Raw genomic sequence first — 26082 nt, forward strand, 5'->3', positions numbered from 1 at the left:
CAGCGAGGCCGCTCACGGGCGTGCGGCCGGCACCGGGAGGCGACGTGAACGGCGCGCAGGCAGTCATCCGCACCCTCGTGGCCGGTGGGGTGGAGGTGTGCTTCGCCAACCCCGGCACCTCGGAGATGCACTTCGTCGCCGCACTGGACGACGTGCCGGAGATGCGGGCGGTGCTCACCCTGTTCGAGGGGGTCGCCACCGGCGCGGCCGACGGGTACGCCCGGATGACCGGCCGGCCGGCGGCCACCCTGCTGCACCTGGGCCCGGGGCTGGGCAACGGGCTGGCGAACCTGCACAACGCGCGCCGGGCCCGGGTCCCGCTGGTCAACGTGGTCGGCGACCACGCGCTGGGCCACAAGCGGCTGGACGCGCCGCTGGAGTCCGACATCGACGCGGTCGCCGGCACGGTGTCGGGCTGGGTGCGCCGGTCGCTGACCACCGGCGACGTCGGCGCCGACACCACCGACGCGATCGCCGCCGCCCGCGGGTGGCCCGGCCAGGTGGCCACCCTGGTGCTGCCGGCCGATGTGTCCTGGAGCGAGGGGGCGGCCGTCGGTCCGGTCCGGCACGCGCGGCCCGCACCCCGGGTCCCGGACGACGGCATCGAGGGCCTGGCCGACGTGCTCGGCCCCTCGACGGTGCTCTTCCTCGGCGGGACGGCGCTGCAGGAGGCGGGGCTGCGGGCGGCGGCGAAGGTCGCCGCGGGCACCGGCACCCGGCTGCTGGCCGAGACCTTCCCGGCCCGGATGCAGCGCGGCGCCGGTCTGCCCGACGTGCTCAAGCTGCCGTACCCGCCGGACGGGGCTCGCAAGCAGCTGGACGGCGTCGAGCACCTGGTGCTGGCCGGCGCGGTGGAGCCGGTGGCGTTCTTCGGCTACCCCGGCACGGACGGGCGGCTGGTGCCCGAGGGCTGCACCGTGCACGTGCTGGCCACGCCCGCGGAGGAGGTCGTCGCGGCGCTGCAGGCGCTCGCCGACCGGGTCGCCGCCGACGCGACGCCGCAGGTCGCCGAGGTCCGGCGCCCGGAGCTGCCCACCGGCCGGCTGGACCTCCGGGCGTTCGCCGAGGTGGTCGGCGCGCTGCTCCCCGAGCGGGCGGTCGTCGTCGACGAGGCGGTGACCAGCGGGTACTTCCTGCCCGGGGCCACCGTCGGGGCACCCGGGCACGACTGGCTGACGCTGACCGGCGGCGCCATCGGCCAGGGGCTGCCGGTGGCGACCGGCGCCGCGGTGGCCGACCCCAGCCGCCCGGTGATCGCGCTACAGGCCGACGGCAGCGCGATGTACACGATCCAGGCGCTGTGGACCCAGGCCCGCGAGCAGCTCGACGTCACCACCGTCGTCTGCGACAACGGCGCCTACGCCATCCTCGCCGCCGAGCTGGAGAACGTCGGCGCCGCGAGCGGGGGAGAGCGGGCCGGGCGGCTGCTGGACCTGGGCGGGCCGGCGCTGGACTTCGTCGCGCTGGCCACCGGCATGGGCGTGCCCGCCACCCGGGCCACCACCGCCGAGGAGCTGGCCGCGCAGTTCCGCGCCGCGCTCGCCGAGCCCGGGCCGCACCTGATCGACGCCGTCCTCCAGCGGTAGCCCGGCGCGGCCGTCGTCCGCCGCCGCGCCGCGGGCCGTTGACGCCCGGCCCCGGCGGTGGGCTGATGGTCGGCACGGGCCGACGAGGGGACGCAGCGATGCGGCTGCCGATCATCTACGTGCGTGGTTTCGCCGGGGACACCCGCGGGATCGACCGGGCGGTGGACGACCCGTTCTACGGGTTCAACGAGGGCTCGGTGCACGTCCGGGTGGGCGGCGACGCGCAGCCGCAGTTCCACCAGTTCGAGAGCCCGCTGCTGCGGCTGATGCTCGACGACGACGGCGGCGGGACCTACCGGCCGCTCGTGCAGGGCGGCCAGCGCGCCTTCCTCGAGGCGCAGGACGACGGGTCGGTGCCGCCGCGGACGATCTGGGTGCACCGCTTCTACGACCGGGCGGCCTCCACCTTCGGGCAGCGGCCGGAGGCGTTCACCCTGGAGCGGGCGGCGGAGGACCTGTACGCCCTGGTGCAGCTGGTGCGGGCCAAGACCGGCGCGCCGCGGGTGCACCTGGTCGCGCACTCGATGGGCGGGCTGATCTGCCGCTCGATGATCCAGCGGGTGGTGCCGGAGGCGACCGGCCGGCCCGACGGCGCCGCGGACGTCGTGGACCGGCTGTTCACCTACGGCACCCCGCACGGGGGCATCGAGTTCGCGGTCGGCTTCGGCCTGGCCGAGGAGCTGCGCGACTTCTTCGACCTCGGCGGCGCGGCCGTCTTCGGCCCGGACCGGATGTGGGACTACCTGACCCCCGCGGACCGGCGGGACGGCGGCCCACCCGAGGGCTGGGACCCGGCGGCCATGCCCGCCGACGGGTTCCCGCTCGACCGGGTGTTCTGCCTGGTCGGCACCGACCCGGCCGACTACGGCGCCGCCGGCGGCCTGGCGTCGCGGGCGGTGGGGGCGCGCAGCGACGGGCTGGTGCAGATCGACCACGCCTACGTGCCCGGCGCGCACCGCGCCTTCGTGCACCGCAGCCACAGCGGTCGGTACGGGCTGGTCAACTCCGAGGAGGGGTACCAGAACCTGCGCCGGTTCCTGTTCGGCGACCTGCAGGTGACCGTCGAGCTGCGGGGGCTGACCCGGCCCGACCCCGGGGACGACGTCGTGTGGCAGCTGGAGACCCAGCTGGCGATCCGCGGGCTGCCGGTCGTCGTCCACGAGCAGACGACGGCGCACCAGTGTCCGGTCCAGCTCGAGTGGCCCGACCCCGGCACCGACGACGACAGCAACCCGGTCCCGCTGCTCACCACCTTCCTGCTCTCCGACCAGGCGCCGGCGCCCCGGCCGGCCCGGCTCCGGCACGCCCTCCGGCTCCGGCTGATCTCGCTGCGCGAGGAGCACGGCTGCTGCCGGTTCGGCGACCACCTCGAGCAGACCGCCGACGTCGAGGACACCCTGGTGGTCGACATCGAGCCGGGGCTGCCGTGCCCGCGGGCGTGGGCGACCTGGAACTCGCAGATCCCGGGCGCGATCCGGGACTGGGAGCCCGCCGGCCCGCCGATCGGCGACGCCGACGGGACCACCGGCGTGTGGTGCACCGAGGTGCCGCTGCCCGCGACCGCGCGGCCGGTCCTCGGTCCGCGGGCCCGGGTGCGGCTCACCGTGACGGCGCGGGGCTGACCGGCGCGAGGTCTGCCGGCCGCCCAGCAGCGGGGAGTCGGCGGGGTCAGCCGAGGGCGGCGGCGATGCTCTCCTCGGTCCGCGCCCTGTCCAGGCCGAGGCCGGTGAGCACGCCGTCGCCGTCCTCCCGCTCCAGGAGGGCGAGCAGCAGGTGCTCGGTGCCGATGTACTTGTGGCCCAGCCGGAGCGCCTCGCGGAAGGTGAGCTCCAGCGCCTTCTTGGCGCTGCCGTCGAACGGGATGAGCGCGGGGACGTCATCGGCGGCGGCCGGCAGCGTGGCGGTCACCGCCTGCCGGACGGCGTCGGGGGACAGGCCCTGGGCGGCGAGCGCCCTGCCGGCCAGCGACTCGGGGTCTCGGAGCAGCCCGAGCACCAGGTGGGCGCTGGTGACCTCGGCGTTGCCGGCCGTGCGCGCCTCCTCCTGGGCCGCGGCCACCGCGTGCCGGGCCCGGGCGGTGAACCGGGTGAAGCCCTGCTCAGGGTCCAGCGGCGGGTCCTTGGGCACGAACCGCTTCTGGGCGGCCTGCTTGGTCACCCCCATGCTGCGGCCGATGTCGGTCCAGGAGGCGCCGGAGCGGCGGGCCTGGTCGACGAAGTGGCCGATCAGGTGGTCGGCGACCTCGCCGAGGGCGTCGGCGGCGAGGACGGCGTCGGTCAGCTGGTCCAGCGGCTCGTCGTGGACCTTCTGGATGGCGGTGATCAGGTCGTCGAGGCGGACGGTGGGCGGCATCTGCACCGGGCTGCTCATGCCGTCAACGCTAGGTTGACGATCCCAGGATCGTCAACCCGTGGTTGACGAGACCCGGCGTTTCCGGATGATCAATCCGGGGCATCCCTCGGGCTCCTAGACCCGAGGGAGACCACCGTGGACACCTGGCTGATCGTGGTCATCGTCATCGCCGTGCTGATCGTGCTGGCGCTCCTCGCCCTCGCGGCGTCCAAGCGCAGTAAGGCGAGCGAGGCGCGCAAGCGCGAGCAGGCCCGCGAGCACCTGCGCGAGGCCGAGCTCCGCGGCGCGCGGGCGGAGCAGGAGCAGGCGCTCGCCGACGAGCAGGCCGCCCGGGCCCGCCGGGAGCGGGCGGAGGTGGAGCTGCGCGCCGCCGAGGCCGAGCGCGAGGCCGGCGAGCGGTCCCAGCACGCCCAGGAGGAGCGCTCGGCCGCCGAGCAGCTGAAGGCCCGGGCCGAGAAGCTGGCCCCGGGGCTGTCGCACGGCAACGGCCACGTCGCGGGCGCGCAGGCCGCCGACGTCACCCAGCAGATCCGCCGCGAGGACATCCAGCGCGAGGTCGACGGCGGCGGCGCCACCCGCGCCTGACCTCCCGCACCGACGGGCCGCTCCCCTCCGGGAGGCGGCCCGTCGTCGCGTCGGTCAGCGCGCCGAGGGCTCGGCCAGCGGCTGCAGGTCGCAGGCCGCGGCGAAGCCCTGCGACTCGATGCCCAGCGCGGTGTTGTTGCGGGTGTAGAAGTTGGCCAGCGCGATGGCGGCGGTCAGCTCCACCATCGCCGGCGCGCCCAGCCGGGCGAGCAGCCGGGCGGACAGCTCGTCGGTGACCGTCGGCGGGGTGGTGGTCATCGCCTCGGCGTACTCCAGCACGTCCCGCTCGCGCGGGGTGAACACGTCCGACTCCCGCCAGCGCGGCACCTCCCGGGCCTTGACCAGGTCCAGCCCCTCGTTGGCCGCCAGGAAGTAGCCCAGGTCCAGGCACCAGCTGCAGCCGACCAGCCCGGCCACCGCCATGTGGGCGTAGGACTTCAGGTCGGCGTCGCAGCGGTCCCACTTCTGCGACTTGCGGCCCACGGTGAAGCCGAAGTCGACGATCCTGCGGTTGTGCCAGGCGACCTCGACCGGCTCGGCGACCTCGCCGAACATCCGGCGCGACATCCGCGTCACGATCGCGCCGTAGACGCCGGTCAGCTCGGCCTTGGGGATCCTCGTGCTGCTGGCCATGACTCCTCCTCGGGTGGGTGTCCTGGCATGAAGACGCCGCCCGCCCCCCGGATGTGACACCCCCACCGCCTTCGGTGGGGCGCCGGTCGTCACCCGTCCGGGGGGACGCCGGCCCGGCGGCCCACCAGATCCGGGTCGGCGATGCCGAAGAGACCAGGTGACGACGGCCGCAGGCGGCGCCGAGTCACCCCTCTGACGGAACAGGCACCGGGACCATGACCACAGAGCACACGACACCGCGACCGCGGGTGTTCGTCGAGCGCCGCGAGAGCGGGCGCCGGTACGGCCGGACCGCCACCGAGATCACGGGTGCGCTGCAGGCCCCAGGAGCGACCGTGCAGTACCGCGACGCGCTCACCCCGGGCCAGCGCCGTCGGGTGCTGGGGGTCGGCGCGGCGCACGTCGTCGTCTCCCTGGCGCTCGCGGTGTACCTGCTGCTGCCCGGCAACCTGCCGCAGCTGGCCGGGAACGCGCTGACGGACGCGCTGTCGGTGGCGGGCCTGGTCCTGATGGTCCTGCTGCAGCTCATCGCCGGGGTCCGGACCTGGACCGTGGCCTACCACGCCGGCGCCGCGCGGGACCCGATCCCGATGCGGCCGCGCCCCGGGCGGCGGGTCGCCGTCCTCACCACGATCGTGCCCGGCAAGGAGCCGGTGGAGCTGGTCATGGCCACGCTGCGCGCCATGACGCGCATCCGCCACGACGGGCCGCTGGACGTGTGGCTGCTCGACGAGGGCGACGACCCGGAGGTCCGGCGACGGTGCGCGGAGATCGGGGTCAAGCACTTCAGCCGCAAGGGCCGGCCCGAGTGGAACCAGCCCGAGGGGCCGTTCCGGGCGAAGACCAAGCACGGCAACCACAACAGCTGGCGCTCGGTGCACGAGCAGGACTACGACGTCGTCGCCCAGATGGACCCCGACCACGTGCCGTTCCCGAACTTCCTCGAGCGGACGCTGGGCTACTTCTCCGACGAGGACGTCGCCTTCGTCGTCGCACCGCAGGTGTACGGCAACCTGGACGAGTCCTTCGTCGCGCGGGGTTCGGCCGAGCTGGCCTACCTGTTCCACGGGATCATCCAGCGGGGCGGCAACGGCCACGAGGCGCCGCTGCTGATCGGCACCAACCACCTGTACCGGCCGGCCGCGCTCGCGCAGATCGGCGGCTACCAGGACTGCATCATCGAGGACCACCTGACGTCGATGGTCGTCTACACCACGGTCAACGAGGTCACCGGCGGGAACTGGAAGGGCGTCTACACCCCCGACATCGTCGCCGTCGGCGAGGGCCCGGCGACGTACTCGGACTTCTTCAGCCAGCAGAAGCGCTGGGCGTACGGGATCTGGCAGATCGCCCGCCAGCACTCGCCGCGGGTGTTCGGGCAGATGCGGACCCCGGCGCAGCGGCTGTCGTTCCTGGCGCTGCAGGCGCACTACCCGACGACGTCGATCGCCTGGGTGGGCGGCATCGCGCTGACCGTGCTGTACCTGGTGGGCTGCGTCTCGATCACCCACCTGCCGCTGCTGCAGTGGGGCGTGCTGTTCGGGGCCAACCTGGCCCTCGGCCTGCTCTTCACCTTCAGCATGCGCCGCTACAACCTGGTCGAGCACGAGCGGCGCTCGTGGGGCCTGACCGGCTTCGCGCTGGACATGCTGACCGCCCCGGTCTACGTCGCCGCCGCGGCCGCTCAGCTCGCCGGGCGCCCGCTGGTCTACGTGGTCACGGCCAAGGGCAGCGCCGCCACCGGTGACACCTGGCGGACGTTCCGCCCGCACCTCATCTGGGCCGCGGTCGCGCTGGGCTCCATCACCGCCGGGCTGCTCGAGGACCACGACTTCGTGACCCTCTACTTCTGGGCGGGCCTGACCGCGGCCGTCTGCCTGGCGCCGATGCTGCACGTCGGCTCGATGCGGCTCGCCGCGACCGTGCCGTCGGTGCTCTCCCGGGTCCAGCCCGTGGTCGGCAGCCGGCGCATCGGCCAGGTCCTGGTCGCCCAGGGGCTGCTCACCCGGGCACAGCTGCGCGAGCTCATCGACCTGCAGGCCACCAGCGACGCCGCGTGGACCCGCCTCGGCGACCTGGCCGTCGCGCAGGGCATGGTCACGCCGGTCCAGCTCGCCGCTGCGCTGCGGGTGGCCACCCCGACGCGCCGGGCCTCCCGGGAGCTCGCCGCCCAGGCCGCCCTCATGTGACCCTGCGGTTCGTCGCCGCCAAAGACGCGCTGTCGTTGGTCCGTTCCGCCACCGAAGGCGCGCTCTTGGTGGTTGGGTGCGCCGCCGATGGCGCGTTGCGGTGGTCCGCCGTCGGTGGTGCGGTGGTCAGGCACGGGGGAGACCGGTGCGCCAGGCGAGGCGGCGAGCTGGGCGCGGTCCCGGTCGAGGACCGCGCCCGGGAGGACGCTCTGGTGCGCTGAGGGCCATTCCCCGGGCGCCGGCTCAGAGGGTCTTGACGAGTCCTCCGTCGATGCGGACGTCGCTGCCGGTGACGTTGCCGGCCCGGTCGCTGGCGAGCAGCAGCACGAGGTCGGCGATCTCCCGGGGGGCGGTGAACCGGCCGGTCGATGCCTGGGCAGCCTGCTGGCGGACCACCTCGTCGGGTTCGAGGCCGTTCGCCCTGCCCACCGTGGCCGCGACCCCGCTCCCGCCGAGCCACAGGTCGGTCTGCACGGGCCCGGGGCTGATGGTGTTCACCCGCAGCCGCGGGCCGAACTCCTGGGACAGCGACTTGCACAGGTTGGTCAACGCGCCCTTGGCCGCGCTGTAGTCGATGACGCCCGGGTCGGGCAGGAAGGCGTTGACCGAGCTGATCGTGACGATGTTCGCGCCCGGCCGGTCGAGCATGGCGGGGATCGCGGCGCGCATCGTGCGGGCGGCTGCCAGGAAGTTGATCGTGAGCCCCCAGCTCCAGTCCTCGTCGGTGAGGGCCAGGAAGCCGTCCAGCCGTGCCTTCACGGCGCCGACGTTGTTGACCAGCACGTCGATCCCGCCGTGCAGGTCCACGGCCTCCTCGACCAGGCGGTCCGGCCCGTCCGGGGCCATCAGGTCGACCAGCACCGGCCGGACGGCGCCGGTCGCGGCGAGCTCGTCGAGCTCCGGGCTGCCCTTGAGCGCGCCCGCCACGACGCGCACGCCCTCGTCGACCAGCGCACGGGTGATGGCCAGCCCGATGCCCCGGCTGGCCCCGGTCACGACGGCGACCTGCCCGGCCAGGCCCAGGTCCACGGTCAGAACCCCTGGGCCTTGAGCCAGGACAGGGACGCGTCGGCGACGTCACGCCAGCCGTGGTCGATGGTCAGCGAGTGCGCGCGGTCCTCGAACTCGAGGACGTCGGTGGTCGCCTCGCTGTGCCGGTACTGCTTCAGCGTCGCGCGGGTGACCGCCTCGGGGACGGTGTGGTCGCGGCCGCCCATGACCAGCAGCAGCGGGCCCCGGCCGGAGTTGTCCGTGTCCACCTTGGCCGGGGAGTGCGGGTTGACGTTCGCTGCGGCGGCCTCGAACAGCGGCTTGCCCGGCGCCGGGATGGCCCAGCGCTCGAACAGTGCGTCGGACTCCTCGACCGACACAGCGTTGCCGAAGGCGTAGCGGAACTGCTCGGCGGTGAGGGAGACCGCGCGGTGCCGGTTCGCCGGGTTCCTGAACACCGGGAGCGTGGCCCGCAGCGCCGACAGCGGCAGCGGCAGCACGCCCTTGATCTGGGCGGCGTCGATGGCCACCGCCGCGGCGGCCAGGTCCTCGCCGAGCAGCCGCTGGGCGATCAGCCCGCCGAAGGAGTGGCCGATCAGGACGGGCTTGGTCGGGAGCGCTCGGATGATCTCGGCGTAGTGCGCGACGACGTCGTCGATCCCGTGGTCCGCGATCGCCTCGGGCACCTCCCGCGCCTTCTCCACCGTGTCCGGGTCGCCGGGCCAGCCCGGCGCCGTCGCGGCGTACCCGGCGGCCTCGAACAGGTCGATCCAGTCGTCCCACGACCGGGCGTGCAGCCAGAGCCCGTGGATGAACAGGACGGGGGTGGCGCTCATGGCAGGCCCTCCGGGCTCAGACGTGGATTGACGAACGAGGGGTGATCCAGGGGTGGGACGGTCAGGTGTACCGATCGATCTACCCACCTGGGGCGGTACCGTAGGGGTGCGGTGGCAGCCGAGCAAGAGGTGTCGGCACCGGTCCCGAGGAGTCCTGAGAACGCATGACCCACCCGACGTCCGGTGCACCTGCTCCGTCGCGGCCCCAGCGGCCGTCGCAGGCGCGGGAGCGCATCCTCAGCACCGCGGACAGGCTCTTCTACAACGAGGGGATCCACGCGGTCGGCATCCACCGCGTGGTCGAGGAGGCGGCGGTCACCCGGGTCACCCTGTACCGCCACTTCCCGTCCAAGGACGACCTCATCTCGGCCTACCTGGAGCGCCGTGCCCAGTACGACCGCGACCAGGTCGGCGGGTTGATCGCGCGCCACCCCGACGACCCCCGTCGGGTGCTGACGGAGCTGGCCACGGCGCTCACGGCCGACGACTTCGCTGCCATGAGCCGCGGGTGCCCGTTCATCAACGCCTCCGCGGAGTTCACCGGCAGCCATCCCGCACGGCTGCACGCACGCGAGATCCGGCGCTGGGTCACGGCCGAGCTGGAGGGTCTGCTCCTCCGGCTGGGGCACAGGAGCCCGGCGGCCACGGCCGACCAGCTGATGATGCTCCGGACCGGAGCCGTCGTCTCCGGCGCGCTCGACGGCAACGAGGGGCTCGACGACCACTTCCTCGCCGGCTGGGAGAAGCTGATCGACGACGGTCTGCCCGGCCGGTCCCCGGCGACCGGCTGAGGGCTCGAGGGGAGCACGGAGCGCACCCGTCGCGTGGCCGACCCGGTGGCACGGGTTCACCCGGTCGGGTGAACCTGCCCGTGACGAGGTCACAGTCTGTCCACAGGACCTCGACGCGAGACGGTTTCGTCCGCTTACAGTCACCGCACTCAAAATGACCTGGTGGCTGTTCAACGGGGGTGTCGTGCCGGCTGTGAGCTCTGTCGTCGACCTCGTCGACGGCGAGGTGCGGGAGCTGATCCGCCGGCGGGGACTGGACCCGTTCACCGACCCGGGCCCGGTGCGCCTGCTCGTCCGCGACGTGGTCGCCGACTACTCGGAGCGGTCGCTGTCCTCGGCGCTGCCGCCGATCGGCGACCCGGACGGCGTGGCCCGGGACGTGCTGGACCGAGTCGCCGGCTACGGGCCGCTGCAGCGCTGGCTGGACGACCCGGAGGTCGAGGAGATCTGGGTCAACGAGCCGGGTCGGGTCTTCGTCGCCCGCCGCGGCCGCAGCGAGCTGACCACCACGATCCTGGGTGCCGGGCAGCTGGCCGACCTGGTCGAGCGGATGCTGCGGACGTCGGGTCGCCGCATCGACATGAGCACACCGTTCGTCGACGCGATGCTCCCCGACGGGTCCCGGCTGCACGTCGTCATCCCCGACGTCACCCGCCGGCACATGGCGGTCAACATCCGGAAGTTCGTGCTGCAGGCGCACAGCCTCGACGAGCTCGTGGCGCTCGGGACGCTGACCTCCCAGGCGGCCCGCTTCCTCGAGGCCGCCGTCGCTGCGGGGCTCAACGTCCTGGTCTCCGGCGGGACGCAGGCCGGCAAGACGACGATGCTCAACTGCCTGTGCGCGGCCATCCCCGCCCGGGAGCGGGTGGTCACCTGCGAGGAGGTCTTCGAGCTGCGGGTGCCGCTGCCCGACGTGGTCGCCATGCAGACCCGGCAGCCCAACCTGGAGGGCGCGGGCGAGATCCCGCTGCGCCGGCTGGTCAAGGAGGCGCTGCGGATGCGGCCCTCCCGGCTGGTGGTGGGCGAGGTCCGGCAGGAGGAGTGCCTGGACCTGCTCATCGCCCTGAACAGCGGGTTGCCCGGCATGTGCACGCTGCACGCCAACAGCGCCCGCGAGGCCGTGGTCAAGATGTGCACCCTGCCGCTGCTGGCCGGCGAGAACATCGGCCACGCCTTCGTCGTCCCCACCGTCGCCTCCAGCGTCGACCTCGTCGTGCACGTGGGCACCGACCCCAACGGGCAGCGCCGGCTGCGGGAGGTCGTGGCCCTGTCTGGCCGCACCGAGGGCAGCGTGGTCGAGACCGCCGACGTCTTCACCACCCGCGACGGCCGGCTGGTGCGCGCCGACGGCTGCCCGCCCCACGCCGACCGCTTCGCCGCGCACGGCTTCGACCTGGCCGCGCTGCTGGGGGACCGGTCGTGACCTCCTCCGGCGGACTGCTCGGGCTCGGGCTCGGCATCGGGCTGCTGCTGATCTGGCGCAGCGGCTCCCGGGCACCGGTGCGCCGGTCCGGCGGCGGCCGACCCGGCCGGCGTCAGCAGCTGCTCGCCGCCGCCGGCCTGACCGGCATCAACTCCGCCCAGCTGCTCGCCCTGCAGGTGGTCCTGGGCCTGGTCGCGACGGTGCTCGTGCTGCTCACCACCCGGACGGTCACCATCAGCCTGGTCTTCGGGGTGTTCGGCGCCGCCGTCCCGTACCTGCTGGTGCGCCGGCTCGCCGCCAAGCGCCGGGCCGACCTCCGCGAGGTGTGGCCCGAGGTCGTGGACAACCTGGCGTCCGCGGTGCGCGCCGGCCTGTCCCTGCCCGAGGCGCTGGCCGCGCTCGCCGTCCGCGGCCCTGACGTGCTCCGCCCGGCGTTCGGGCGGTTCGCCGCCGACCACCGGAGCAGCGGCCGGTTCAGCGACGCGCTCGACCGGCTCAAGGACGACCTCGCCGACCCGGTGGGCGACCGGATCGTCGAGACGCTGCGGGTCGCCCGCGAGGTCGGCGGCAGCGACCTGGGGCGGGTGCTCCGCACGCTGGCCGCCTTCCTCCGCGAGGACGCCCGCGCCCGGGCCGAGCTGGAGACCCGGCAGGGCTGGGTGGTGCAGGCCGCCCGGCTCGCCGTCGGGGCGCCGTGGGTCGTGCTGCTCCTGCTGGCCACCCAGCAGCAGACGTTGAGCGCCTACGACAGCCCGGTCGGGACGGCGTTGCTGGCCGGCGGCGGCGTGGTCTGCCTGGTCGCCTACCGGCTGATGCTGCGGATCGGCCGGCTCCCCGAGGACGTCCGGGTGCTGCAGACATGAGCGCCGGACTGACCGGGATGCTGCTGGGGCTGGCCGCGGCCACCGGCGTGCTGCTCGTCGTGGCCTTCTCCCCGCCGTTCCGGCAGGTGCGGCTGGTCGACCGGCTGGCGCCGTACGTGCACGACAGCCCGGCGCCGTCCCGGCTGCTCGGCACGGCGACCCAGCCGGGCATGCTCACCGCTGCGCGGCGGGTCTTCGGCCCGGTGCTGGTCGACGGCGCCCGGCACGTCGACCGGCTGCTCGGCGGCCGCGTCGCCGTCCGCCGCCGGCTGGACGCCCTCGGTTCGGACACCACGGTCGAGGACCTCCGGGTCGAGCAGGTGGTGTGGGGCGGGCTCGGGCTGCTCGGTGCCGCCGTGGTCGCCGCGGTGGGTTCGGCCGTGGCCGGGTCGGTGAACGTGCTCTCCGTCGTCCTGCTCTGCGTCGGGGGCCTGGTCGGTGGCGTGCTGGGTCGCGACTGGTGGCTCACCCAGCAGGTCCAGCGCCGCGAGGAGCTGCTGCTCGCGGAGTTCCCGGTCGTCGCCGAGCTGCTCGCCCTGGCGGTGACCGCGGGGGAGAGCCCGACCGCGGCGATCGCCCGGGTGACCCGGCTGTCCGGCGGCGAGCTGGCCCGGGAGCTCAACGCCACCCTCGGTCGCGCCCGGGCCGGCGTGCCGCTGGTCGAGGCGCTGCAGCAGCTGGCCGACCGCACCTCGCTGGACGCACTGGCCCGCTTCGTCGACGGCCTGGTCGTCGCCATCGAGCGCGGCACCCCGCTGGCCGAGGTGCTCCGGGCCCAGGCCGCCGACGTCCGGGAGGCCGGGAAGCGGCAGCTGCTGGAGGCCGGTGGCCGCAAGGAGATCCAGATGATGGTGCCGGTCGTCTTCCTGGTGCTGCCGGTCACCGTCCTGTTCGCCCTGTTCCCGGGGCTGATCAGCATCGTCTCGCTGGCGCAGTGACGCCGGTGACCCACAGAGGAGGACGTTCGATGCGCGCGTACGCGTACCTGCTGGCTGCACTTGCGGCCCTGACCGCCCGGCTGCGGGAGGACGACCCCGAGCGGGGCGACGTCCCGGGCTGGGTGATGGTCACGGTGATGACGGCGGCCCTGGTGCTGGCCATCCTGGTGCCGTTCCGGACGGCGATCGTGGACGCGGTCTCCCGGGCGCTGGAGTCCGTCACGAGTGCCGGCTGAGGAAGGACCCCTCTGCCCCCCACCACTCGCGAGCTCGCGGCGGGCCCCTGCACAGGGGCCGGGGGAGAGCGTCTCCGAGCGGGGCAGTGCGGTCGTCGACTTCGTGCTGGTCGGCGCCCTGATCGTGGCGCTGTTGCTCGCGGTGCTGCAGATCGCGGTCTACGTGCACCTGCGCAACGTCGTCGTGGCCAGCGCCCAGGAGGGTGCTCGCTACGCGGCGGACGCCGACGTGCCGACCGCGGCCGGCGCCGGCCGGACGCTGGAGGTGGTCGGGCAGGCGACCTCCGCCGGCACGGCGGCCGGCCTGAGCTGCACGTCGGTGCAGGAGGTCGACGGCAGCGGGCTGACCCTGGTCGTCGTCCGGTGCACCGGTGCGGTGCCGAGCATCTTCGCCGCGCTGGGGGAGCTGCTGCCGCTGCAGGCCACCGGGCGTGCGGTGGAGGAGGCGCCGTGAGCCGGTGGCGGGCCCGGCTGGCCGGCGAGGGCGGGTCGGCGATCGTGGAGTTCGTCTTCATCGCGCTGGTGGTGTTCCTGCCGCTGGTCTACCTGGTGGCCGGGTTCTCCTCGGTGCAGCGCGGGGTGTTCGCCGCGACCGAGGCGGCGCGGGAGGCCGGCCGGGCGCTGGGCACCGCGCCGGACCCGGTCACCGGCCAGGCGCGGGCCGAGGCGGCGGTCGCGATCGCGGTGGAGGACCAGTCGGTGGAGGCGACCGACGTGGTGCTCGCCTACGCCCCGGCCGGCGCGGGCTGCGGCGCGGCGGGCGGTTACCAGCCTGCGTTGACGCCGGGGGAGGAGTTCCTGGTGTGCGTGACGGTGACCGTGCGGGTGCCGCTGCTGCCGGACTTCATCGACGCCAACACCGCCACCGGTGCGTTCGTGGTCGAGCGCGACCGCTACGTCGACGGCTGACCCGACCGCCGCTGGATCGGACAGCAACCGAGCTCCGCGTGGGCGGAGCCCGCGACGCGCTCAGCTCAACAGGCGCCGGGCCCGGTCGTCGCGACCGGGATGAACTCCAACCGCAGGGTGTCGGACCGCGGCAGCACGATGGCCGGACGGGCTGCGGGTGCCCAGTCCGCGGGGACGAGCAGGTACTGGTCCCCCGCCTGCGGGACGAGCTTCAGCCCTTGGTACCGGAATCCGTACGCACCCTCGGGACTGGTTGCCGGCTCCTCCGTCAGGCCGGCGGTGGACAGGTTGAGGCTCTTCTCGCTGTAGAGGACGACGTCGGGCGCGCACCGCAGATTGGCCCAGAACCCGTGCGCGTCCTGCGGCCCCAGCCGGAGCGCGTAGCTCCCGACGGCCCAGAACAGTCCGACACCGAAGAGGACGGACAGGCAGACCCACTTCGCGACGGTCAGGGCGACGTGGCCGGGCCGGTGGTCTGGCTCCGCCGGCCGTGTTGCCGCCAGGAGGGCCCGCCGGGCCAGCGCAGAGACGCTGCGCCGTGACGCCGTAGCAGCGGTTGCGCGTTCCCGCTCGGCTGTTCCGGTCGGTGCCAGGGTGGCCCGCAGGCGGGCGGCCCAGGCCAGCAGCACCACTCCCGCTGACAGGCTGATCCCGCGGCCCTCCGGGAACGAGGACGGGAACACCTGCAGGCGGAGCAGCGTCTCGGCGGCCACCAGAGCCAGCAGCGCGGCGCCTGCCGCGGCGACGACGGGCAGGAGCGTGAAGGACAGCCAGCGGCGGACCCTGTCGGACGACCGCTCGAGCGGCAGGCGGTAGATCCACAGCGACACGAGCATCACTGCTGCCAGGGTGGCCAGCGGCATGACCGCGGTGCTCGCACTCAGGATGAGCAGGCCCTGCGTCGGCAGTTCGAGGACGGTGTAGTTCACCCCGAAGTACCGGTAGTAGCCGATGGCGTACATCAGCCCGAAGTAGATGAAGAGCGCGGTCAACAGGGTCGTCGGGGCGACGATCGACCCGACGACCTGCAGCGCCTTGGGAACGGCCTCGGCCGCCTCGAACGGCGCCGCGGCGCTCCGATCCTGCTGGTCCGACGACTCGGGCCCGTCCTGCTGGCGTCGGGGCTCCCCCTCCACGACCGGCGGCAACACGTCGGTCGGCGGCGCGGAGCGGTCGACTGTGCCCGCGGCTCCCGACCCGTCGCGCGGCGCGGGGACGGCCGGGTCGGAGACCCGGTCGGCGCTGGCCGCCAGGCGGGGTCCGGCCGGAGCCGGCCGGCCACGTGGACAAGGGTCCGTGCCGGTGACCTCGCCTGCGGTGACTGCCGCGGGAGGGTCCCGGTGCCCGGTGCCGGTCCACTGAGTCACCCGGCATCCTCCGTTTCGAACGGCTCGCAGACGACCTCGATGGTGACGTCGGCCGGCACGGTCACCTCAGTCCCGGGTTCGGGGTCGATGTCGGTGATGCTGCACGCGCTGTAGAGCGGCTCGCCCTGGTCGTCGACGAGCTCGGCGTAGTCGGGGCCCGGGTTTGGGATCTCGACCAGTTCCCCGTCGACGTAGCCGAGGATCACAACGGACAGGGTGATGCAGTCGGCGTCGTGGCCGGCGGTCTCGCACTCGTCCCGGAAGCCCAGCCTCCACGACCCCTCGTCCGCGAGGTCACCTCCCACTCCGGGGAGGTCGTAGGTGACGGTCCCGGGCGGCGGGTTGGGGTTCGGCTTGGGGGCCGGGGCCGGGGCCGGGGCTGGGGCCGGTGCGGGCTTCGGTGCGGGTGCGGGTGCGGGTGCGGGTGCGGGTGCGGGCTTGGGTGCCGGTGCCGGTGCCGGTGCCGGTGCGGGCTTGGGTGCGGGGGCGGGCCCCAAAGGGGGCTTGGGTGCCGGTGCCGGTGCGGGGGCGGGTGCCGGCTTGGGAGCCGGTGCGGGCTTGGGAGCCGGTGCGGGCTTGGGTGCCGGCTTTGGCGCCGGTGTAGGTGCCGGTGCCGGTCCGGGTCCGGGGGCCGGCTGGGGAGCCGGTGCGGGCTTCGGTGCGGGGGCGGGTCCCGGGGCTGGCGTGGGAGCCGGTGCAGGGGCCGGCTTGGGAGCTGGCGCGGGGGCCGGCTCCGGAGCTGGGGCAGGAGGCACGCCTGGAGGTGGCTGTCCCGGCTCAGTGTCCCCCGGCGGGGTACCCGGCTCGCCCGACGGCTGGCCAGACCCGGTGCCCGGCTCAGCGGACGACGGGCTCCCGGTCGGCGAGCCTGCGTCAGCAGAAGTCGAGTCGGGCCCTGACGCGCAGCCTGCCGCGAGCAGTGCGGCCATCAGGCCGGCGCGGACCAGACGAGTTCGCTGCTTCGACCGCTCCATGGCCAGGTCCCCCAGACAATCTGAAGTCTGTTGTGTGAATGGACAGAGGTCCCTCCGCCAGTCCTGGTACGTCTACGACGTGACTTTCTGACCACGACAGCAACGTGATGGCCTCAGGCGTCGCGCGTCGGAGCCGTGCTGCTGAGCGACCGCGTGCCACGTGCCTCCCCGGACCACCTGGTGCAGCAGCTGGCCCCCGCATCTCGGCGAGGACGATGACGGGCACCGCCTGGTGTCCAGGCCGGCGGCCGCTGTCCCGACGGGTCGTCGCCGAACAGCGGGAACACGGCCGGTCCGATGTCGTCGCTGTTCGCCTCGCTCAGGGACGAACGACTCGAGCAGACCCATGGCGCCAGCCTGGGGACCTCCGCCGAGCCCGATGTCGCCCTGGAGCAGGCGGCTGCCACAGGACGCCTCGAACGCGGTCCTCGGAGTCAGCGGTGTTCGGCTGGATGGCGACGGCGTTGCCGGCGTCCTGACTGGACCGTCAGGTGTCATCGTCGGTCGGCCGCCTCAGGCCCACCTCACGAGAGACGGGGTGCGCCACACCAGCGCGGGCCGACGACATGACGGTGGCGCCCGGATGTGGGCACCCCGTCATCGACAGACCTCTCGCACGCCCGAACGACAGGGCGTGGCGGTGGCATGTCGACAGCATCGAAGGTCCGGTGTCCCGATCCGATCGACGACCCGCATCCCCGGCCACGTCGACACCGATCAGGTGCTCGTCAGCCATGTCCGGCTCCCCAGGTGACCCGTGTCCCGTCCTGGCCCGTGTCGCTCGTGGAGGCCAGGGTGACGGTCCCGCGTCACCGCATCGTCACCGGAGACGGTCGCTGGCCGCGTCCGGAGTTCGAGGCAGGCGCGGCGGTCGCTGGACGTACTGACCGAGGAGGTGTTTGACGGCTGAGGGTGGGGGGTGAGGAAGATCTGCGAGTGAGGTCGAGCTGCTCGGGAACCGATCCTCAGGCCCTGCGCACGACGTCGCTCAGCAGCCTGGCACGCTCTCGGTCTCGGTGATCGCGAACGCGTCGTCCAGGTGCACGACGACCCCGTCGTCCTCGGCGGTCAGCACGAGCGCGTGGTAGCCGCCGTCGTCGGTGTCCGCCCAGATCCACGGGACCGTGGCCCCTGGGTACTGCGCCAGGACGGCCCCCTCCACCTGCGCAGCAGTCTCGTCGGAGACGGCGTCCCGACCGTGGCCCCACCTGTCGTGCGCGTCCGGGAGTTCGTCGGTGCCGGTGATGGCGTACGCGGCGTCGAGGTGGACGGCGAGGTCCGTGCCGTCGGCGGTGTCGAGGTAGGCGTGGTAGCCGCCGTCATCGTCCGACCGGACCCACCAGATGCTGGCGTCGGGGTACGCGACCAGGACGGCGTCCCTGACCTCGGCTGCCGCGTCGTCGGGGACCGAGGCCTGGGAGTCGTTCCCGCACGCGCCGTCCCAGCTGTGACCGGCCCAGCCGTGACCCGCCCGGCCCTGACCCGCCCAGCCGTGACCGTCGCCGTCGTGTCCGTGGGCGTCGGGGAGCTCCTCGGTGCCGGTGATCGCGAAGGCGTCGTCCAGGTGGACGGCGAGGTCCGTGCCGTCGGCGGTGTCCAGGTAGGCGTCGTAGCCGCCGTCGGGGTCCGACCGGATCCACCAGATCGTCGCGTCGGGGTACTGGGCCAGCACCGCGTCCTCCACCTTCGCCGCGGTGTCGTCGGAGACCCCGGCGTCGTCGCCGTGCCACCAGTCCCGCCAGCCGTGGCCGGGGAGGTCGGAGTCGGGATCGGCGGGCGAGGCCTCCGTGGACGTGGCTGCCGCCGGCTCGGCCGGCAACGGGGAGCCGCCTCCGGCCGCGTTGGCGGCCAGCGTGCCGGCCACGATCACCCCGGCCAGCAGTCCGGTGCCGACGAGTGCGCCGGAGGTGATCCACCTCCGGCGCCGGTGGGACGGTGGCTGTGCCTGCGGTCCCGCGTGCTGCTCGGACTCGTCCATCGCTGGCCTCCCCGGAAGTCGCCTCGGCGGCGAGGATGGCGTGTGATCCAGGTCACCCACCAGTGGTGATCGCGTGTCGTTATGCCATTCACAGCCAACTGCCAGGCGCTCGAGCCTGGCTCTCAGCCGCTGCGAAGGTGTCTGTGCTCGCCCGGACGAGGCGTGATGGAGCGGTGACGCACCACCCATAGCTTCGGTGTCGACCGGCCACGACTCAGAGGTGCGCTGCCCCTGGAGGCGGGGCCAGGAGCGCCAGGAGGCGACACGGATGCGCATCAGGTGGCCCTGGAAGAGGACCCCTCCGGCTGCCACGGCCGAACTGGACTCCCTGGCATCGACTCTGCCCGCGCGCGCCTGGCGCGAGGAGGCACTTGCCCGGGCAGCCGAGATCCAGGCCCTGTCGGACTGGATGGACAACCTGCAAGAGCCGCGCGGTGAGACGGACTCGGACGCGGACACGCGCCTCGCCGACGCCATCAGGAGCCACGTCGCGGCCGTGCAGAAGGCGGCGAGCGGTGGTCGCCCGAGGCTGCACACCTCGGCGCGCCTGGCCCGCGCCACCAGCAACATCCACGCCGCGGAGACCGACCTGCTGCGCCGCGCCCCCGAGAGGTACCTCCGGGGCGAGCTGCCCAGCATGGACGCGCACGTGCGGCGACACCTGCCGGTCGACGACCCGCGCCGCGTGCGGATCGAGGACATCGCCCGCAGGGACCTGGACGACGGCAACGGCCACGGAGCTCTGCACCCGCGGGACCGGGAGAGCATCATCGCCGCGATGCGGGCGGCGAGCTCGGCCGCCGCGCGGGAGCAGCAGCGGGTCCGGAGCTTCGGCGCGATCATCTCGTGGGCCAGCGTCCTGCTGTTCACCATCGCCGGCCTCGTCGCGCTCCTGGGGATCCTCCGCCCGCAACTGCTCGCCCTGTGCTTCGAGCCCCAACCGACGCCGACGGAGCCACCGATGCTCATCTGCCCGACGGGGCAGAGTGTCCTGCCCGACGGTGAAGGCAGCTCGGGGGCGGACATCGATGCCACGGTGCAGAGCACGGTGAGCAAGTGGGACGTGCCGCTGATCGAGATCATCGGGATCGTGGCCGCCGGGGTCACGGGGGCGATCGCCCTGCGTCGGATCCAGGGGACCTCGACGCCCTTCACCGTCCCGGTGGTCCTCAACGTCCTCAAGCTGCCGACCGGCGCGTTGACCGCTGTCCTGGGGCTGTTGCTCATGCGCGGTGGCTTCGTCCCCGGCCTGACCGCGCTGGACAGCACGCCGCAGGTGCTCGCCTGGGCGGTGGTCTTCGGCGCCAGCCAGCAGTTGTTCACCGGCATGGTGGACCGTCAGGCGGCGTCCGTCCTGGACGCCACGGGCGACAAGACGTACAAGGCGACGACGGGGTAGGCAGGTCACCTGCTCCCAGTCGCCCGCTCGATGCGTCCCAGCCACTCGCCGAGCAGGGCGCGCAGGAGTTCGGGCTGCTCGTGGGGGAGGGCGTGGCCCGCGTCGTCGACCACCGACAGCGTCGTGTGCGGGTGGACGTCGAGCAGGTCGACCGCGGCCGCGTAACCGACGGTCGAGTCCAGCCGCCCGGCCACGACCAGCGTCGGCCCCTCGAACGGCGGGCCCTCGGCGGTCAGCTCCCACCGCGCGCCGATCCGCTCCATCGCCGTCCAGTCGACGAGCGCGGCCGCCGGGGCCACATACCGCTCGTACCGCTCCAGCATCGCCGGGGTCTGCACCACGAAGTAGCTGCGGAACTCGTCGTCCCCGAGGTCGCCCGGCCCGGCGACGACGCGGTGCGCCGGGAGGTCACGCCCGCCCGGCAGCAACGGGCAGACCAGCGCCAGGCCGGCGACCTGCGCCGGGCGCCGCGCGGCCAGCGCCTGCGCGTAGTACGCGCCCGCCGAGTGCCCGACGAGCAGGAACGGGTCCCCGCCGGTCACCTCGTCGGCGAAGGTGAGCAACGCGTCCAGGACGTCGTCGGCACTGCGCATCGCCTCGGGGGCGGCCGTCGCGCCCATGCCCGGCAGGTCCGGGTAGACCCGCCGCAGCCCGGGGCGGGAGAGGGCCGGCTCGAAGCAGGCCTCGGCCTCCCGGTGGTCGACCCCGGCGCCGTGCAGCACCAGCACCGGCCGGCCCGCACCGTGCTCGACGGCGTGCACGACCACCTCAGCCGACCGCGGTGGGGGAGGGGGGCGCGCTGCCGCCCTGCGGTGCGTCGGTCATCAGCCGGACGATCTCCGCCCGGTCGGCCGCCGGCGGCAGCCCCCAGCCGGGCTCGTACTCGTAGACCTCGGCGAGCGGACGGGACGCCGTCCGCCCGGTGAGGATCTCCACCGCGGAGCTGTCGATCAGCCCCGGGTGCTCCACCCCGCACGCCTCGGAGACCTTGCGCAGGTCGCGGCGCAGCGTGGTGATGTAGGTGGCCGCCCGCACCGACTTCAGCGCCGGGTCCAAGCCGTGCGCCAGCCACGGGTTCTGCGTCGCCACCCCGGTCGGGCAGGTGTCGGTGTGGCACTTCTGCGCCTGGATGCAGCCGATCGCCAGCATCGCCTCGCGGGCGACGTTGACCAGGTCGCAGCCCAGCGCGAAGGCGACGATCGCGTTGTCCGGCAGCCCGAGCTTGCCGCCGCCGATGAAGGTCACCTGCTCGGCCAGCCCGGCCCGCGCGAAGGTGGAGTAGACCCGGGCGAACCCGAGCTGGAAGGGCAGCGACACCGAGTCGGTGAAGATCAGCGGTGCCGCGCCGGTGCCGCCCTCGCCGCCGTCGACGGTCACGAAGTCCACGCCGCGGTCGGTGGTCGCCATCAGCCCGGTGAGGTCGCGCCAGAAGTCCATGTCACCCACTGCGGCCTTGATGCCGACCGGCAGCCCGGTCTCGGTGGCCAGCAGCTCCACCCAGTCCAGCAGGCTGTCCGCGTCGGAGAACTCCGCGTGCCGGGACGGGCTGATGCAGTCCACCCCCTCGGGCACGCCGCGGGCCGCGGCGATCTCCGCGGACACCTTGGCCGCCGGCAGCACGCCGCCCAGCCCCGGCTTGGCGCCCTGGCTCAGCTTCACCTCCAGCGCCCGGACCGGGGCGGAGGCGACCAGGTCCTTGAGCCGGGCCAGGTCGAACCGGCCGTGCTCGTCGCGGCAGCCGAAGTACGCCGTCCCGATCTGGAACACCAGCTCCCCGCCGTGCCGGTGGTGGACCGACAGCCCGCCCTCGCCGGTGTTCTGTAGGCAGCCGGCCAGCGCGGCCCCGCGGTTGAGCGACTCGACCGCCCGGCCGGACAGCGAGCCGAAGCTCATCGCCGAGATGTTGACCACCGACTCCGGGCGGAACGCCCGCGCCCGGCCCCTGGGCCCGCCGAGGACCTTCGCGCTGGGCAGCGGGGTCTCCTGCCCGGCCAGCGCGTGCGTGGTGGGCACCGCCCGGCCGAAGGTGCGGTGGTTGATCACCGGGTAGCCGGCGGTGTACTCGAGGTCGTTGTCGGTGCCGAAGCCGAAGTAGTTGTTCTGCTTCTTCGCCGAGGCGTACACCCAGCGGCGCTGGTCGCGGGTGAACGGCCGCTCCTCGTTGTTGCCGGCCACCAGGTACTGCCGCAGCTCCGGCCCGACGGCCTCCAGCAGGTAGCGGGCGTGGCCGAGCACCGGGAAGTTGCGCAGCAGGGTGTGCTCGCGCTGCAGCAGGTCCCGGGCCGCGACCCCGGCCAGGGCGGAGAGTCCGGCGGCTGCGGCGCGGGTGGCCCAGGTCATGCCGTCACTGTGCTCCCGGAGTCGGCTGCGCGGAACGTCCTCGGGCGCCGCACGACCCGGCGACGCGCCGGTGGGGTCTTCACAGGCCTCGCACAGCTCGCTTCACTGTCCTGACCGCGGCCGTGACCCAGGCCGCCCGCACCCCACCGGGCGTGCCCGGGGAACGGGAAGCGCCATGTGGTCTCGCCGTGCAGGACGCACCAGCCCATCGCGGACCCTCGTGGTCCTCGCCGCCGCGGTGACGACGGTCGTCGCCACCGCCCCCGCCGCGACCGCGGCGCCGGCCGCCGAGCAGGGGCCGGCCGCGGAGTACGTCGTCGCCTTCACCGGCAGCCCGGAGGCCGCGACCGCCGCCGTCCAGGCCGCCGGTGGCTCGGTCACCGACGTGACCGAGGAGGTCGGCGTCGCCCTGGTGACGTCGAGCAACACCCGGTTCCTGGACGACGTCCGGGCCCGCGGCGAGATCGCGGGCGCGGCGCGCAACCACGCCGTCGGCACCAGTGACCCCGGCATGCCGCACCGGTTCGCCGACGAGCGGCCGGCGGGCCGCCCGGGCGGCGGCGGACCGGGCCACGGCGGTGGCCCGGCGGGGCACGGCCCCGGCGAGGAACCCCTCGCAGACCTTCAGTGGGACATGGAGATGATCGGCGCGACCCCGGACGCGGCGCAGCGCCGGGCCACCGGCAAGGGCGTCGACGTCGGGATCATGGACTCCGGGATCGACGCCAGCCACCCGGACCTGGCGCGGAACTTCGACGCCGCACGGTCGCGGAACTTCACCACCGACATGCCCGACATCGACGGCCCGTGCGAGGTGCCGAGCTGCGTCGACCCGGCGGACGTGGACGAGAACGGGCACGGCACGCACGTCGCGGGCATCGTCGCCGCCGACGACAACGGCTTCGGCATCGGCGGGGTGGCCCCCGACGCCACCCTGGTCAACGTGCGGGCCGGTCAGGACTCCGGCTACTTCTTCCTCTACGAGACCGTCGCGGCGCTGGTGTACTCGGCCGAGATCCGGCTCGACGTGGTGAACATGAGCTTCTACACCGACCCGTGGCTCTACAACTGCACCTCCCGGGACGAGTACCTGGAGGGCACCGTCACCGACGAGGAGCTCGCCGAGCAGCGCCTCGTCCGCGATCTGCTCGGCGGCGCGCTGGGCTACGCGAGCAGCCGGGGCGTCACCCTGGTCAGCTCGGCCGGCAACGCGGCCACCGACCTGGCCGCACCCACCCGCACCGACGAGACCAGCCCGGACTACCCGCCGGACGCCGCCCGCCCGCGGGTGGTCGCGAACACCTGCCTGACCCTGCCCACCGAGGCGCCGAACGTGATCTCGGTGTCCGCGGTCGGGCCGTCGACCACCAAGGCCGACTACTCCAACTACGGGCTGGGTGACATCGACATCGCCGCCCCGGGCGGCTGGTACCGCGACCTCGTCGGGACCCCGGCGTACATGACGGCCGGCAACCTGATCCTGTCGTCCTACCCGCTGCAGGCGGCGATCGCCGAGGGGCTGGCCGACCCGAACGGCCAGCCGGTCGACGACATGTCGGTGCGGTACTGCGACGCGGCGGGGGTCTGCGGCTTCTACACCTACCTGCAGGGGACGTCGATGGCGGCACCGCACGTCGCCGGGGTCGCCGCCCTGGTCGTCGAGGCGTTCGGCCGGCCGACCGGGCACGGCGGGCGGGCCCTCGACCCGGCGGTCGTGGCCCGGGTGCTGGCCTGGTCCGCGGAGGACCACCCCTGCCCGGCCGGCGGGGTCGAGGACTACTCCGACGAGGGCCGGGACCCGGTGGCGTACAACGCCGTCTGCCAGGGCACGACCGACGTCAACGGCCTCTATGGCGAGGGCATCGTCGACGCCGCGGCCGCAGTGGGCGGTCGCTGACCAGCGCCGGCACGCCCGTGGGAGGCAGGGACCGTCTCCGTGACACGGCGGTGACGGTCCGCCGGGCACTGTGGGTGTGACGGGCGAAACGTCTCCCGGAGCTCCTGGGAGACGGCCCTCTCCCCGGAGGTCGAGATGACCAGCATCGAACCCGTGCCGCCGGATGGCACCCCTGACGAGGAGGGCGCTGCCGAGCGTGTGCAGCGCGGCTCCCAGCAGGGCCTGACGGCCGAGGAGGTGGCCGACATCGAGGCGCGCATGCGTCCCCGCGCACGCGGCCCCCAGCCACCGGCGAGTCGGGGAGCATGAGATGGCCCTGTTCTTCAGCAACGCCTCGGGGGTCACGGCGTGGGTCTCGCTCGTCTGGGACAACAGGGCCACGGGGTGCGGCCCGTTCTCCAGCTTCCGCAAGTCCGGGTGGTACCGGCTGGAGATCGACCAGACGAGGAACCTCTGGGACATCAACCTGCTGAACGCCAACCCCGTCGGAGCCTTCTTCGGGGAGCAGTTCCAGGGAGGCCAGGGGCTGACGTGGGGCGACCTGGGCGTCAACAACGAGCTGTTGATCCGACCGGAGGGGTTCGACCAGTGCTACGACGACCTCAACGGCTGCACCCAGCGGGCCAGGTTCGGGGTCCTCGCGTTCAACACGGCACCGAGCACCCTGATCAGGCTCCTCCCGCACCGTCCGGAGGAGCCGACCTGGGAGGAGTTCACGTTCTGAGGGGGACCCTCTGATGCCCGGTTCCCCGGGTGGTCGTCCCGGGACACCGAGCAGGCGCTGCGCACAGCCCCCTCGCCGAGACCACCGTCGGGGTCGTGGTCGGAGGTCTCGGACAGGCCCGTGAGGGACGCGGCGGCCGACTGAGCGGGCCGTGTCCGGGTAGGAGGGGCGCGGGGGCCGAGCCCAGGCCCCGCCGTCCTCCCGAGGAGGCCCCCGTGAGCACAGCCCGCAACGTCCCCGATCGGTCCTCCTCGTCGTCCGGCTCCGCGGGGGAGGAGGGCGGCGAGGACACCGGGCTGTTCCAGTCGCACGGCTGGCTGACCCCGGTCACCGTGGTGGTCGCCATCGTGGTCATGTTCACCGCGATGCTGCTGCTCACCTGGGGTGCCGGCGGCGGGCAGCTCTTCGGCGGCTGACGGCCCGGGAGCCGCGTCCGGAGGGCCGCCACGGGCGGCGCTCGCGAGTAGCGTCCGGGCCGGAGCCGAGCACGGGCCCCGGTCCCGGGCCGCCTCCCAGGAGGCACGTGATGAGCACTCCTACGCCCGCCCGCGACACCACCGGCACCGCGTTCGTCCCCAGCCCGAGGCAGGCGGCGGACCCGCCGGTCGATGCCTTCGCGGCTCAGCGGTCGAGCAACCGCCAGGCCGACGTCACCGAGCCGCTGGGCCGCTTCGCCCGGCATCCCTGGCTGACCCCGGTCCTGGGTGTCGCGTGCACGCTCGCCATCTTCATCGCGATGATCGTGCTGACCTGGGCCGCCGGCGGCGCCACACCGTTCAACGAGTGAGCCGGCAGGGTCGTCGGCGCCTCACTGCACCGTGTCGCGGTTCTGCGCGTGCTCGCTGAGCTGCGGGAACTCCAGCACCTCCACCCGGCTCGCGTGCACGGCGGCGGTGGTCCGCGCCCAGCACAGCCGGCACAGGTGGTGCGGCTCGGGTGGCAGCAGCGGGCGGCCGCCCAGCTCGCGCACCTCGACCCAGCCCACGGCCGAGGGGGAGTCGGCCACCTCGGCACACTCGTCGCAGCGGTACAGCACGCTCATCGCACGGCCTCCCGGCATGAGGAACGTCGT

The 26082-nt window shown here is 74.0% G+C and carries 27 protein-coding genes; 17 read left to right on the forward strand and 10 right to left on the reverse strand.

From position 1 onward, the window contains the following. The first annotated feature begins 44 nt into the window (after positions 1-44). Both MODMU_RS05795 and MODMU_RS05800 read left to right on the forward strand, forming a co-directional pair. A complete protein-coding gene (locus MODMU_RS05795; protein WP_014739259.1) occupies positions 45-1586 on the forward strand; it encodes an acetolactate synthase large subunit in 1542 nt (513 codons plus the stop codon). A gap of 98 nt (positions 1587-1684) precedes the next feature. Beyond that, entirely contained in the window at positions 1685-3208 is a 1524-nt protein-coding gene (locus MODMU_RS05800) for an esterase/lipase family protein (RefSeq protein ID WP_014739260.1), read from the forward strand. A gap of 46 nt (positions 3209-3254) precedes the next feature. Here the strand turns inward: MODMU_RS05800 and MODMU_RS05805 are convergent, their stop codons facing one another. Further along, positions 3255-3956, reverse strand: coding sequence for a Clp protease N-terminal domain-containing protein (locus MODMU_RS05805; protein ID WP_014739261.1), 702 nt, complete (start codon positions 3954-3956; stop codon positions 3255-3257). A gap of 117 nt (positions 3957-4073) precedes the next feature. Between MODMU_RS05805 and MODMU_RS05810 the strand changes: the two genes are divergently transcribed. Then, positions 4074-4523, forward strand: a complete 450-nt coding sequence (locus MODMU_RS05810) for a hypothetical protein (RefSeq protein ID WP_014739262.1) — start codon at positions 4074-4076, stop codon at positions 4521-4523. Positions 4524-4577: 54 nt separating this feature from the next. Here the strand turns inward: MODMU_RS05810 and MODMU_RS05815 are convergent, their stop codons facing one another. After that, on the reverse strand, positions 4578-5156 hold the full coding sequence (locus tag MODMU_RS05815) for a carboxymuconolactone decarboxylase family protein (RefSeq protein ID WP_014739263.1): 579 nt from the start codon (positions 5154-5156) through the stop codon (positions 4578-4580). A 215-nt stretch (positions 5157-5371) separates the two neighbouring features. On the opposite strand from MODMU_RS05815, the gene MODMU_RS05820 reads away from it, so the two are divergent. Next, on the forward strand, positions 5372-7345 hold the full coding sequence (locus MODMU_RS05820) for a glycosyltransferase family 2 protein (RefSeq protein WP_197537386.1): 1974 nt from the start codon (positions 5372-5374) through the stop codon (positions 7343-7345). Between the two features lie 243 nt (positions 7346-7588). Here MODMU_RS05820 and MODMU_RS05830 read toward each other — a convergent pair whose 3' ends face one another. After that, positions 7589-8374 carry an SDR family NAD(P)-dependent oxidoreductase gene (locus MODMU_RS05830; RefSeq protein WP_014739265.1) on the reverse strand — a complete coding sequence of 262 codons (786 nt, stop codon included), beginning with the start codon at positions 8372-8374 and terminating at the stop codon, positions 7589-7591. 2 nt (positions 8375-8376) lie between these two features. Further along, on the reverse strand, positions 8377-9171 hold the full coding sequence (locus MODMU_RS05835; protein ID WP_014739266.1) for an alpha/beta hydrolase: 795 nt from the start codon (positions 9169-9171) through the stop codon (positions 8377-8379). Positions 9172-9335: 164 nt separating this feature from the next. On the opposite strand from MODMU_RS05835, the gene MODMU_RS05840 reads away from it, so the two are divergent. From MODMU_RS05840 to MODMU_RS05870, 7 genes are all read left to right on the forward strand, one after another. After that, positions 9336-9962 (forward strand): TetR/AcrR family transcriptional regulator, encoded by a 627-nt coding sequence (locus tag MODMU_RS05840; protein WP_014739267.1) that lies wholly within the window; start codon positions 9336-9338, stop codon positions 9960-9962. 193 nt (positions 9963-10155) lie between these two features. Then, positions 10156-11385, forward strand: coding sequence for a TadA family conjugal transfer-associated ATPase (locus MODMU_RS05845; protein WP_041796023.1), 1230 nt, complete (start codon positions 10156-10158; stop codon positions 11383-11385). After that, positions 11382-12248 (forward strand): type II secretion system F family protein, encoded by an 867-nt coding sequence (locus MODMU_RS05850; RefSeq protein WP_083869674.1) that lies wholly within the window; start codon positions 11382-11384, stop codon positions 12246-12248. The genes MODMU_RS05845 and MODMU_RS05850 overlap by 4 nt, the downstream gene beginning before the upstream one ends. Beyond that, positions 12245-13186 (forward strand): type II secretion system F family protein, encoded by a 942-nt coding sequence (locus MODMU_RS05855; RefSeq protein WP_041794998.1) that lies wholly within the window; start codon positions 12245-12247, stop codon positions 13184-13186. The genes MODMU_RS05850 and MODMU_RS05855 overlap by 4 nt, the downstream gene beginning before the upstream one ends. Positions 13187-13215: 29 nt before the next feature. Further along, positions 13216-13422 (forward strand): hypothetical protein, encoded by a 207-nt coding sequence (locus MODMU_RS05860; protein WP_014739271.1) that lies wholly within the window; start codon positions 13216-13218, stop codon positions 13420-13422. Further along, positions 13412-13876 (forward strand): TadE/TadG family type IV pilus assembly protein, encoded by a 465-nt coding sequence (locus tag MODMU_RS05865; RefSeq protein WP_083869675.1) that lies wholly within the window; start codon positions 13412-13414, stop codon positions 13874-13876. Before MODMU_RS05860 ends, MODMU_RS05865 begins: the two co-directional genes overlap by 11 nt. Then, a complete protein-coding gene (locus tag MODMU_RS05870) occupies positions 13873-14331 on the forward strand; it encodes a hypothetical protein (RefSeq protein ID WP_166503410.1) in 459 nt (152 codons plus the stop codon). Before MODMU_RS05865 ends, MODMU_RS05870 begins: the two co-directional genes overlap by 4 nt. Before the next feature lie 65 nt (positions 14332-14396). Here MODMU_RS05870 and MODMU_RS26770 read toward each other — a convergent pair whose 3' ends face one another. The 3 genes from MODMU_RS26770 to MODMU_RS26780 all read right to left on the reverse strand — a co-directional run bounded on the left by MODMU_RS26770 (position 14397) and on the right by MODMU_RS26780 (position 18650). Continuing rightward, positions 14397-15698, reverse strand: coding sequence for a hypothetical protein (locus MODMU_RS26770; RefSeq protein ID WP_051143932.1), 1302 nt, complete (start codon positions 15696-15698; stop codon positions 14397-14399). Next, positions 15695-16003: a hypothetical protein gene (locus MODMU_RS28360; protein ID WP_014739275.1), complete on the reverse strand. Its 309-nt coding sequence runs from the start codon at positions 16001-16003 to the stop codon at positions 15695-15697. Before MODMU_RS28360 ends, MODMU_RS26770 begins: the two co-directional genes overlap by 4 nt. Before the next feature lie 1657 nt (positions 16004-17660). Further along, a complete protein-coding gene (locus MODMU_RS26780) occupies positions 17661-18650 on the reverse strand; it encodes a hypothetical protein (RefSeq protein ID WP_014739276.1) in 990 nt (329 codons plus the stop codon). A gap of 496 nt (positions 18651-19146) precedes the next feature. Between MODMU_RS26780 and MODMU_RS05890 the strand changes: the two genes are divergently transcribed. Continuing rightward, entirely contained in the window at positions 19147-20049 is a 903-nt protein-coding gene (locus MODMU_RS05890; protein WP_166503411.1) for a hypothetical protein, read from the forward strand. A gap of 5 nt (positions 20050-20054) precedes the next feature. On the opposite strand, the gene MODMU_RS05895 is transcribed toward MODMU_RS05890, so the two are convergent. Continuing rightward, positions 20055-20810 carry an alpha/beta fold hydrolase gene (locus MODMU_RS05895; RefSeq protein WP_197537387.1) on the reverse strand — a complete coding sequence of 252 codons (756 nt, stop codon included), beginning with the start codon at positions 20808-20810 and terminating at the stop codon, positions 20055-20057. Positions 20811-20817: 7 nt separating this feature from the next. Then, the gene (locus tag MODMU_RS05900; RefSeq protein ID WP_014739279.1) at positions 20818-22389 is read right to left on the reverse strand and encodes an FMN-binding glutamate synthase family protein; all 1572 of its coding nucleotides are present in this window, start codon (positions 22387-22389) and stop codon (positions 20818-20820) included. A gap of 220 nt (positions 22390-22609) precedes the next feature. Between MODMU_RS05900 and MODMU_RS05905 the strand changes: the two genes are divergently transcribed. The 5 genes from MODMU_RS05905 to MODMU_RS05920 all read left to right on the forward strand — a co-directional run bounded on the left by MODMU_RS05905 (position 22610) and on the right by MODMU_RS05920 (position 25797). Continuing rightward, positions 22610-24286, forward strand: coding sequence for a S8 family peptidase (locus tag MODMU_RS05905; protein WP_014739280.1), 1677 nt, complete (start codon positions 22610-22612; stop codon positions 24284-24286). Positions 24287-24421: 135 nt separating this feature from the next. Next, positions 24422-24595, forward strand: a complete 174-nt coding sequence (locus MODMU_RS28370; protein WP_014739281.1) for a hypothetical protein — start codon at positions 24422-24424, stop codon at positions 24593-24595. A 1-nt stretch (position 24596) separates the two neighbouring features. Next, positions 24597-25010: a hypothetical protein gene (locus MODMU_RS05910; RefSeq protein WP_014739282.1), complete on the forward strand. Its 414-nt coding sequence runs from the start codon at positions 24597-24599 to the stop codon at positions 25008-25010. Positions 25011-25225: 215 nt separating this feature from the next. Continuing rightward, positions 25226-25426, forward strand: a complete 201-nt coding sequence (locus MODMU_RS05915; protein ID WP_014739283.1) for a hypothetical protein — start codon at positions 25226-25228, stop codon at positions 25424-25426. 110 nt (positions 25427-25536) lie between these two features. Then, positions 25537-25797: a hypothetical protein gene (locus MODMU_RS05920; RefSeq protein ID WP_014739284.1), complete on the forward strand. Its 261-nt coding sequence runs from the start codon at positions 25537-25539 to the stop codon at positions 25795-25797. A gap of 21 nt (positions 25798-25818) precedes the next feature. Here MODMU_RS05920 and MODMU_RS05925 read toward each other — a convergent pair whose 3' ends face one another. Beyond that, on the reverse strand, positions 25819-26052 hold the full coding sequence (locus tag MODMU_RS05925) for a hypothetical protein (RefSeq protein WP_014739285.1): 234 nt from the start codon (positions 26050-26052) through the stop codon (positions 25819-25821). Between the last annotated feature and the right edge of the window lie 30 nt (positions 26053-26082).

It is taken from the genome of Modestobacter italicus (assembly GCF_000306785.1).
GTDB classification, from domain to species: Bacteria; Actinomycetota; Actinomycetes; order Mycobacteriales; family Geodermatophilaceae; genus Modestobacter; species Modestobacter italicus.

What these genes read in the sequence shown, in the direction of transcription:
- MODMU_RS05840 (WP_014739267.1), top strand. Translation starts at nt 9,336, where the DNA reads ATGACCCACCCGACGTCCGGTGCACCTGCTCCGTCGCGGCCCCAGCGG.
- MODMU_RS05835 (WP_014739266.1), bottom strand. Translation starts at nt 9,171, where the DNA reads ATGAGCGCCACCCCCGTCCTGTTCATCCACGGGCTCTGGCTGCACGCC.
- MODMU_RS05910 (WP_014739282.1), top strand. Translation starts at nt 24,597, where the DNA reads ATGGCCCTGTTCTTCAGCAACGCCTCGGGGGTCACGGCGTGGGTCTCG.
- MODMU_RS05920 (WP_014739284.1), top strand. Translation starts at nt 25,537, where the DNA reads ATGAGCACTCCTACGCCCGCCCGCGACACCACCGGCACCGCGTTCGTC.
- MODMU_RS05800 (WP_014739260.1), top strand. Translation starts at nt 1,685, where the DNA reads ATGCGGCTGCCGATCATCTACGTGCGTGGTTTCGCCGGGGACACCCGC.
- MODMU_RS05805 (WP_014739261.1), bottom strand. Translation starts at nt 3,956, where the DNA reads ATGAGCAGCCCGGTGCAGATGCCGCCCACCGTCCGCCTCGACGACCTG.
- MODMU_RS05815 (WP_014739263.1), bottom strand. Translation starts at nt 5,156, where the DNA reads ATGGCCAGCAGCACGAGGATCCCCAAGGCCGAGCTGACCGGCGTCTAC.
- MODMU_RS05855 (WP_041794998.1), top strand. Translation starts at nt 12,245, where the DNA reads ATGAGCGCCGGACTGACCGGGATGCTGCTGGGGCTGGCCGCGGCCACC.
- MODMU_RS05820 (WP_197537386.1), top strand. Translation starts at nt 5,372, where the DNA reads ATGACCACAGAGCACACGACACCGCGACCGCGGGTGTTCGTCGAGCGC.
- MODMU_RS26780 (WP_014739276.1), bottom strand. Translation starts at nt 18,650, where the DNA reads ATGGACGAGTCCGAGCAGCACGCGGGACCGCAGGCACAGCCACCGTCC.
- MODMU_RS05925 (WP_014739285.1), bottom strand. Translation starts at nt 26,052, where the DNA reads ATGAGCGTGCTGTACCGCTGCGACGAGTGTGCCGAGGTGGCCGACTCC.
- MODMU_RS05900 (WP_014739279.1), bottom strand. Translation starts at nt 22,389, where the DNA reads ATGACCTGGGCCACCCGCGCCGCAGCCGCCGGACTCTCCGCCCTGGCC.
- MODMU_RS28370 (WP_014739281.1), top strand. Translation starts at nt 24,422, where the DNA reads ATGACCAGCATCGAACCCGTGCCGCCGGATGGCACCCCTGACGAGGAG.
- MODMU_RS05860 (WP_014739271.1), top strand. Translation starts at nt 13,216, where the DNA reads ATGCGCGCGTACGCGTACCTGCTGGCTGCACTTGCGGCCCTGACCGCC.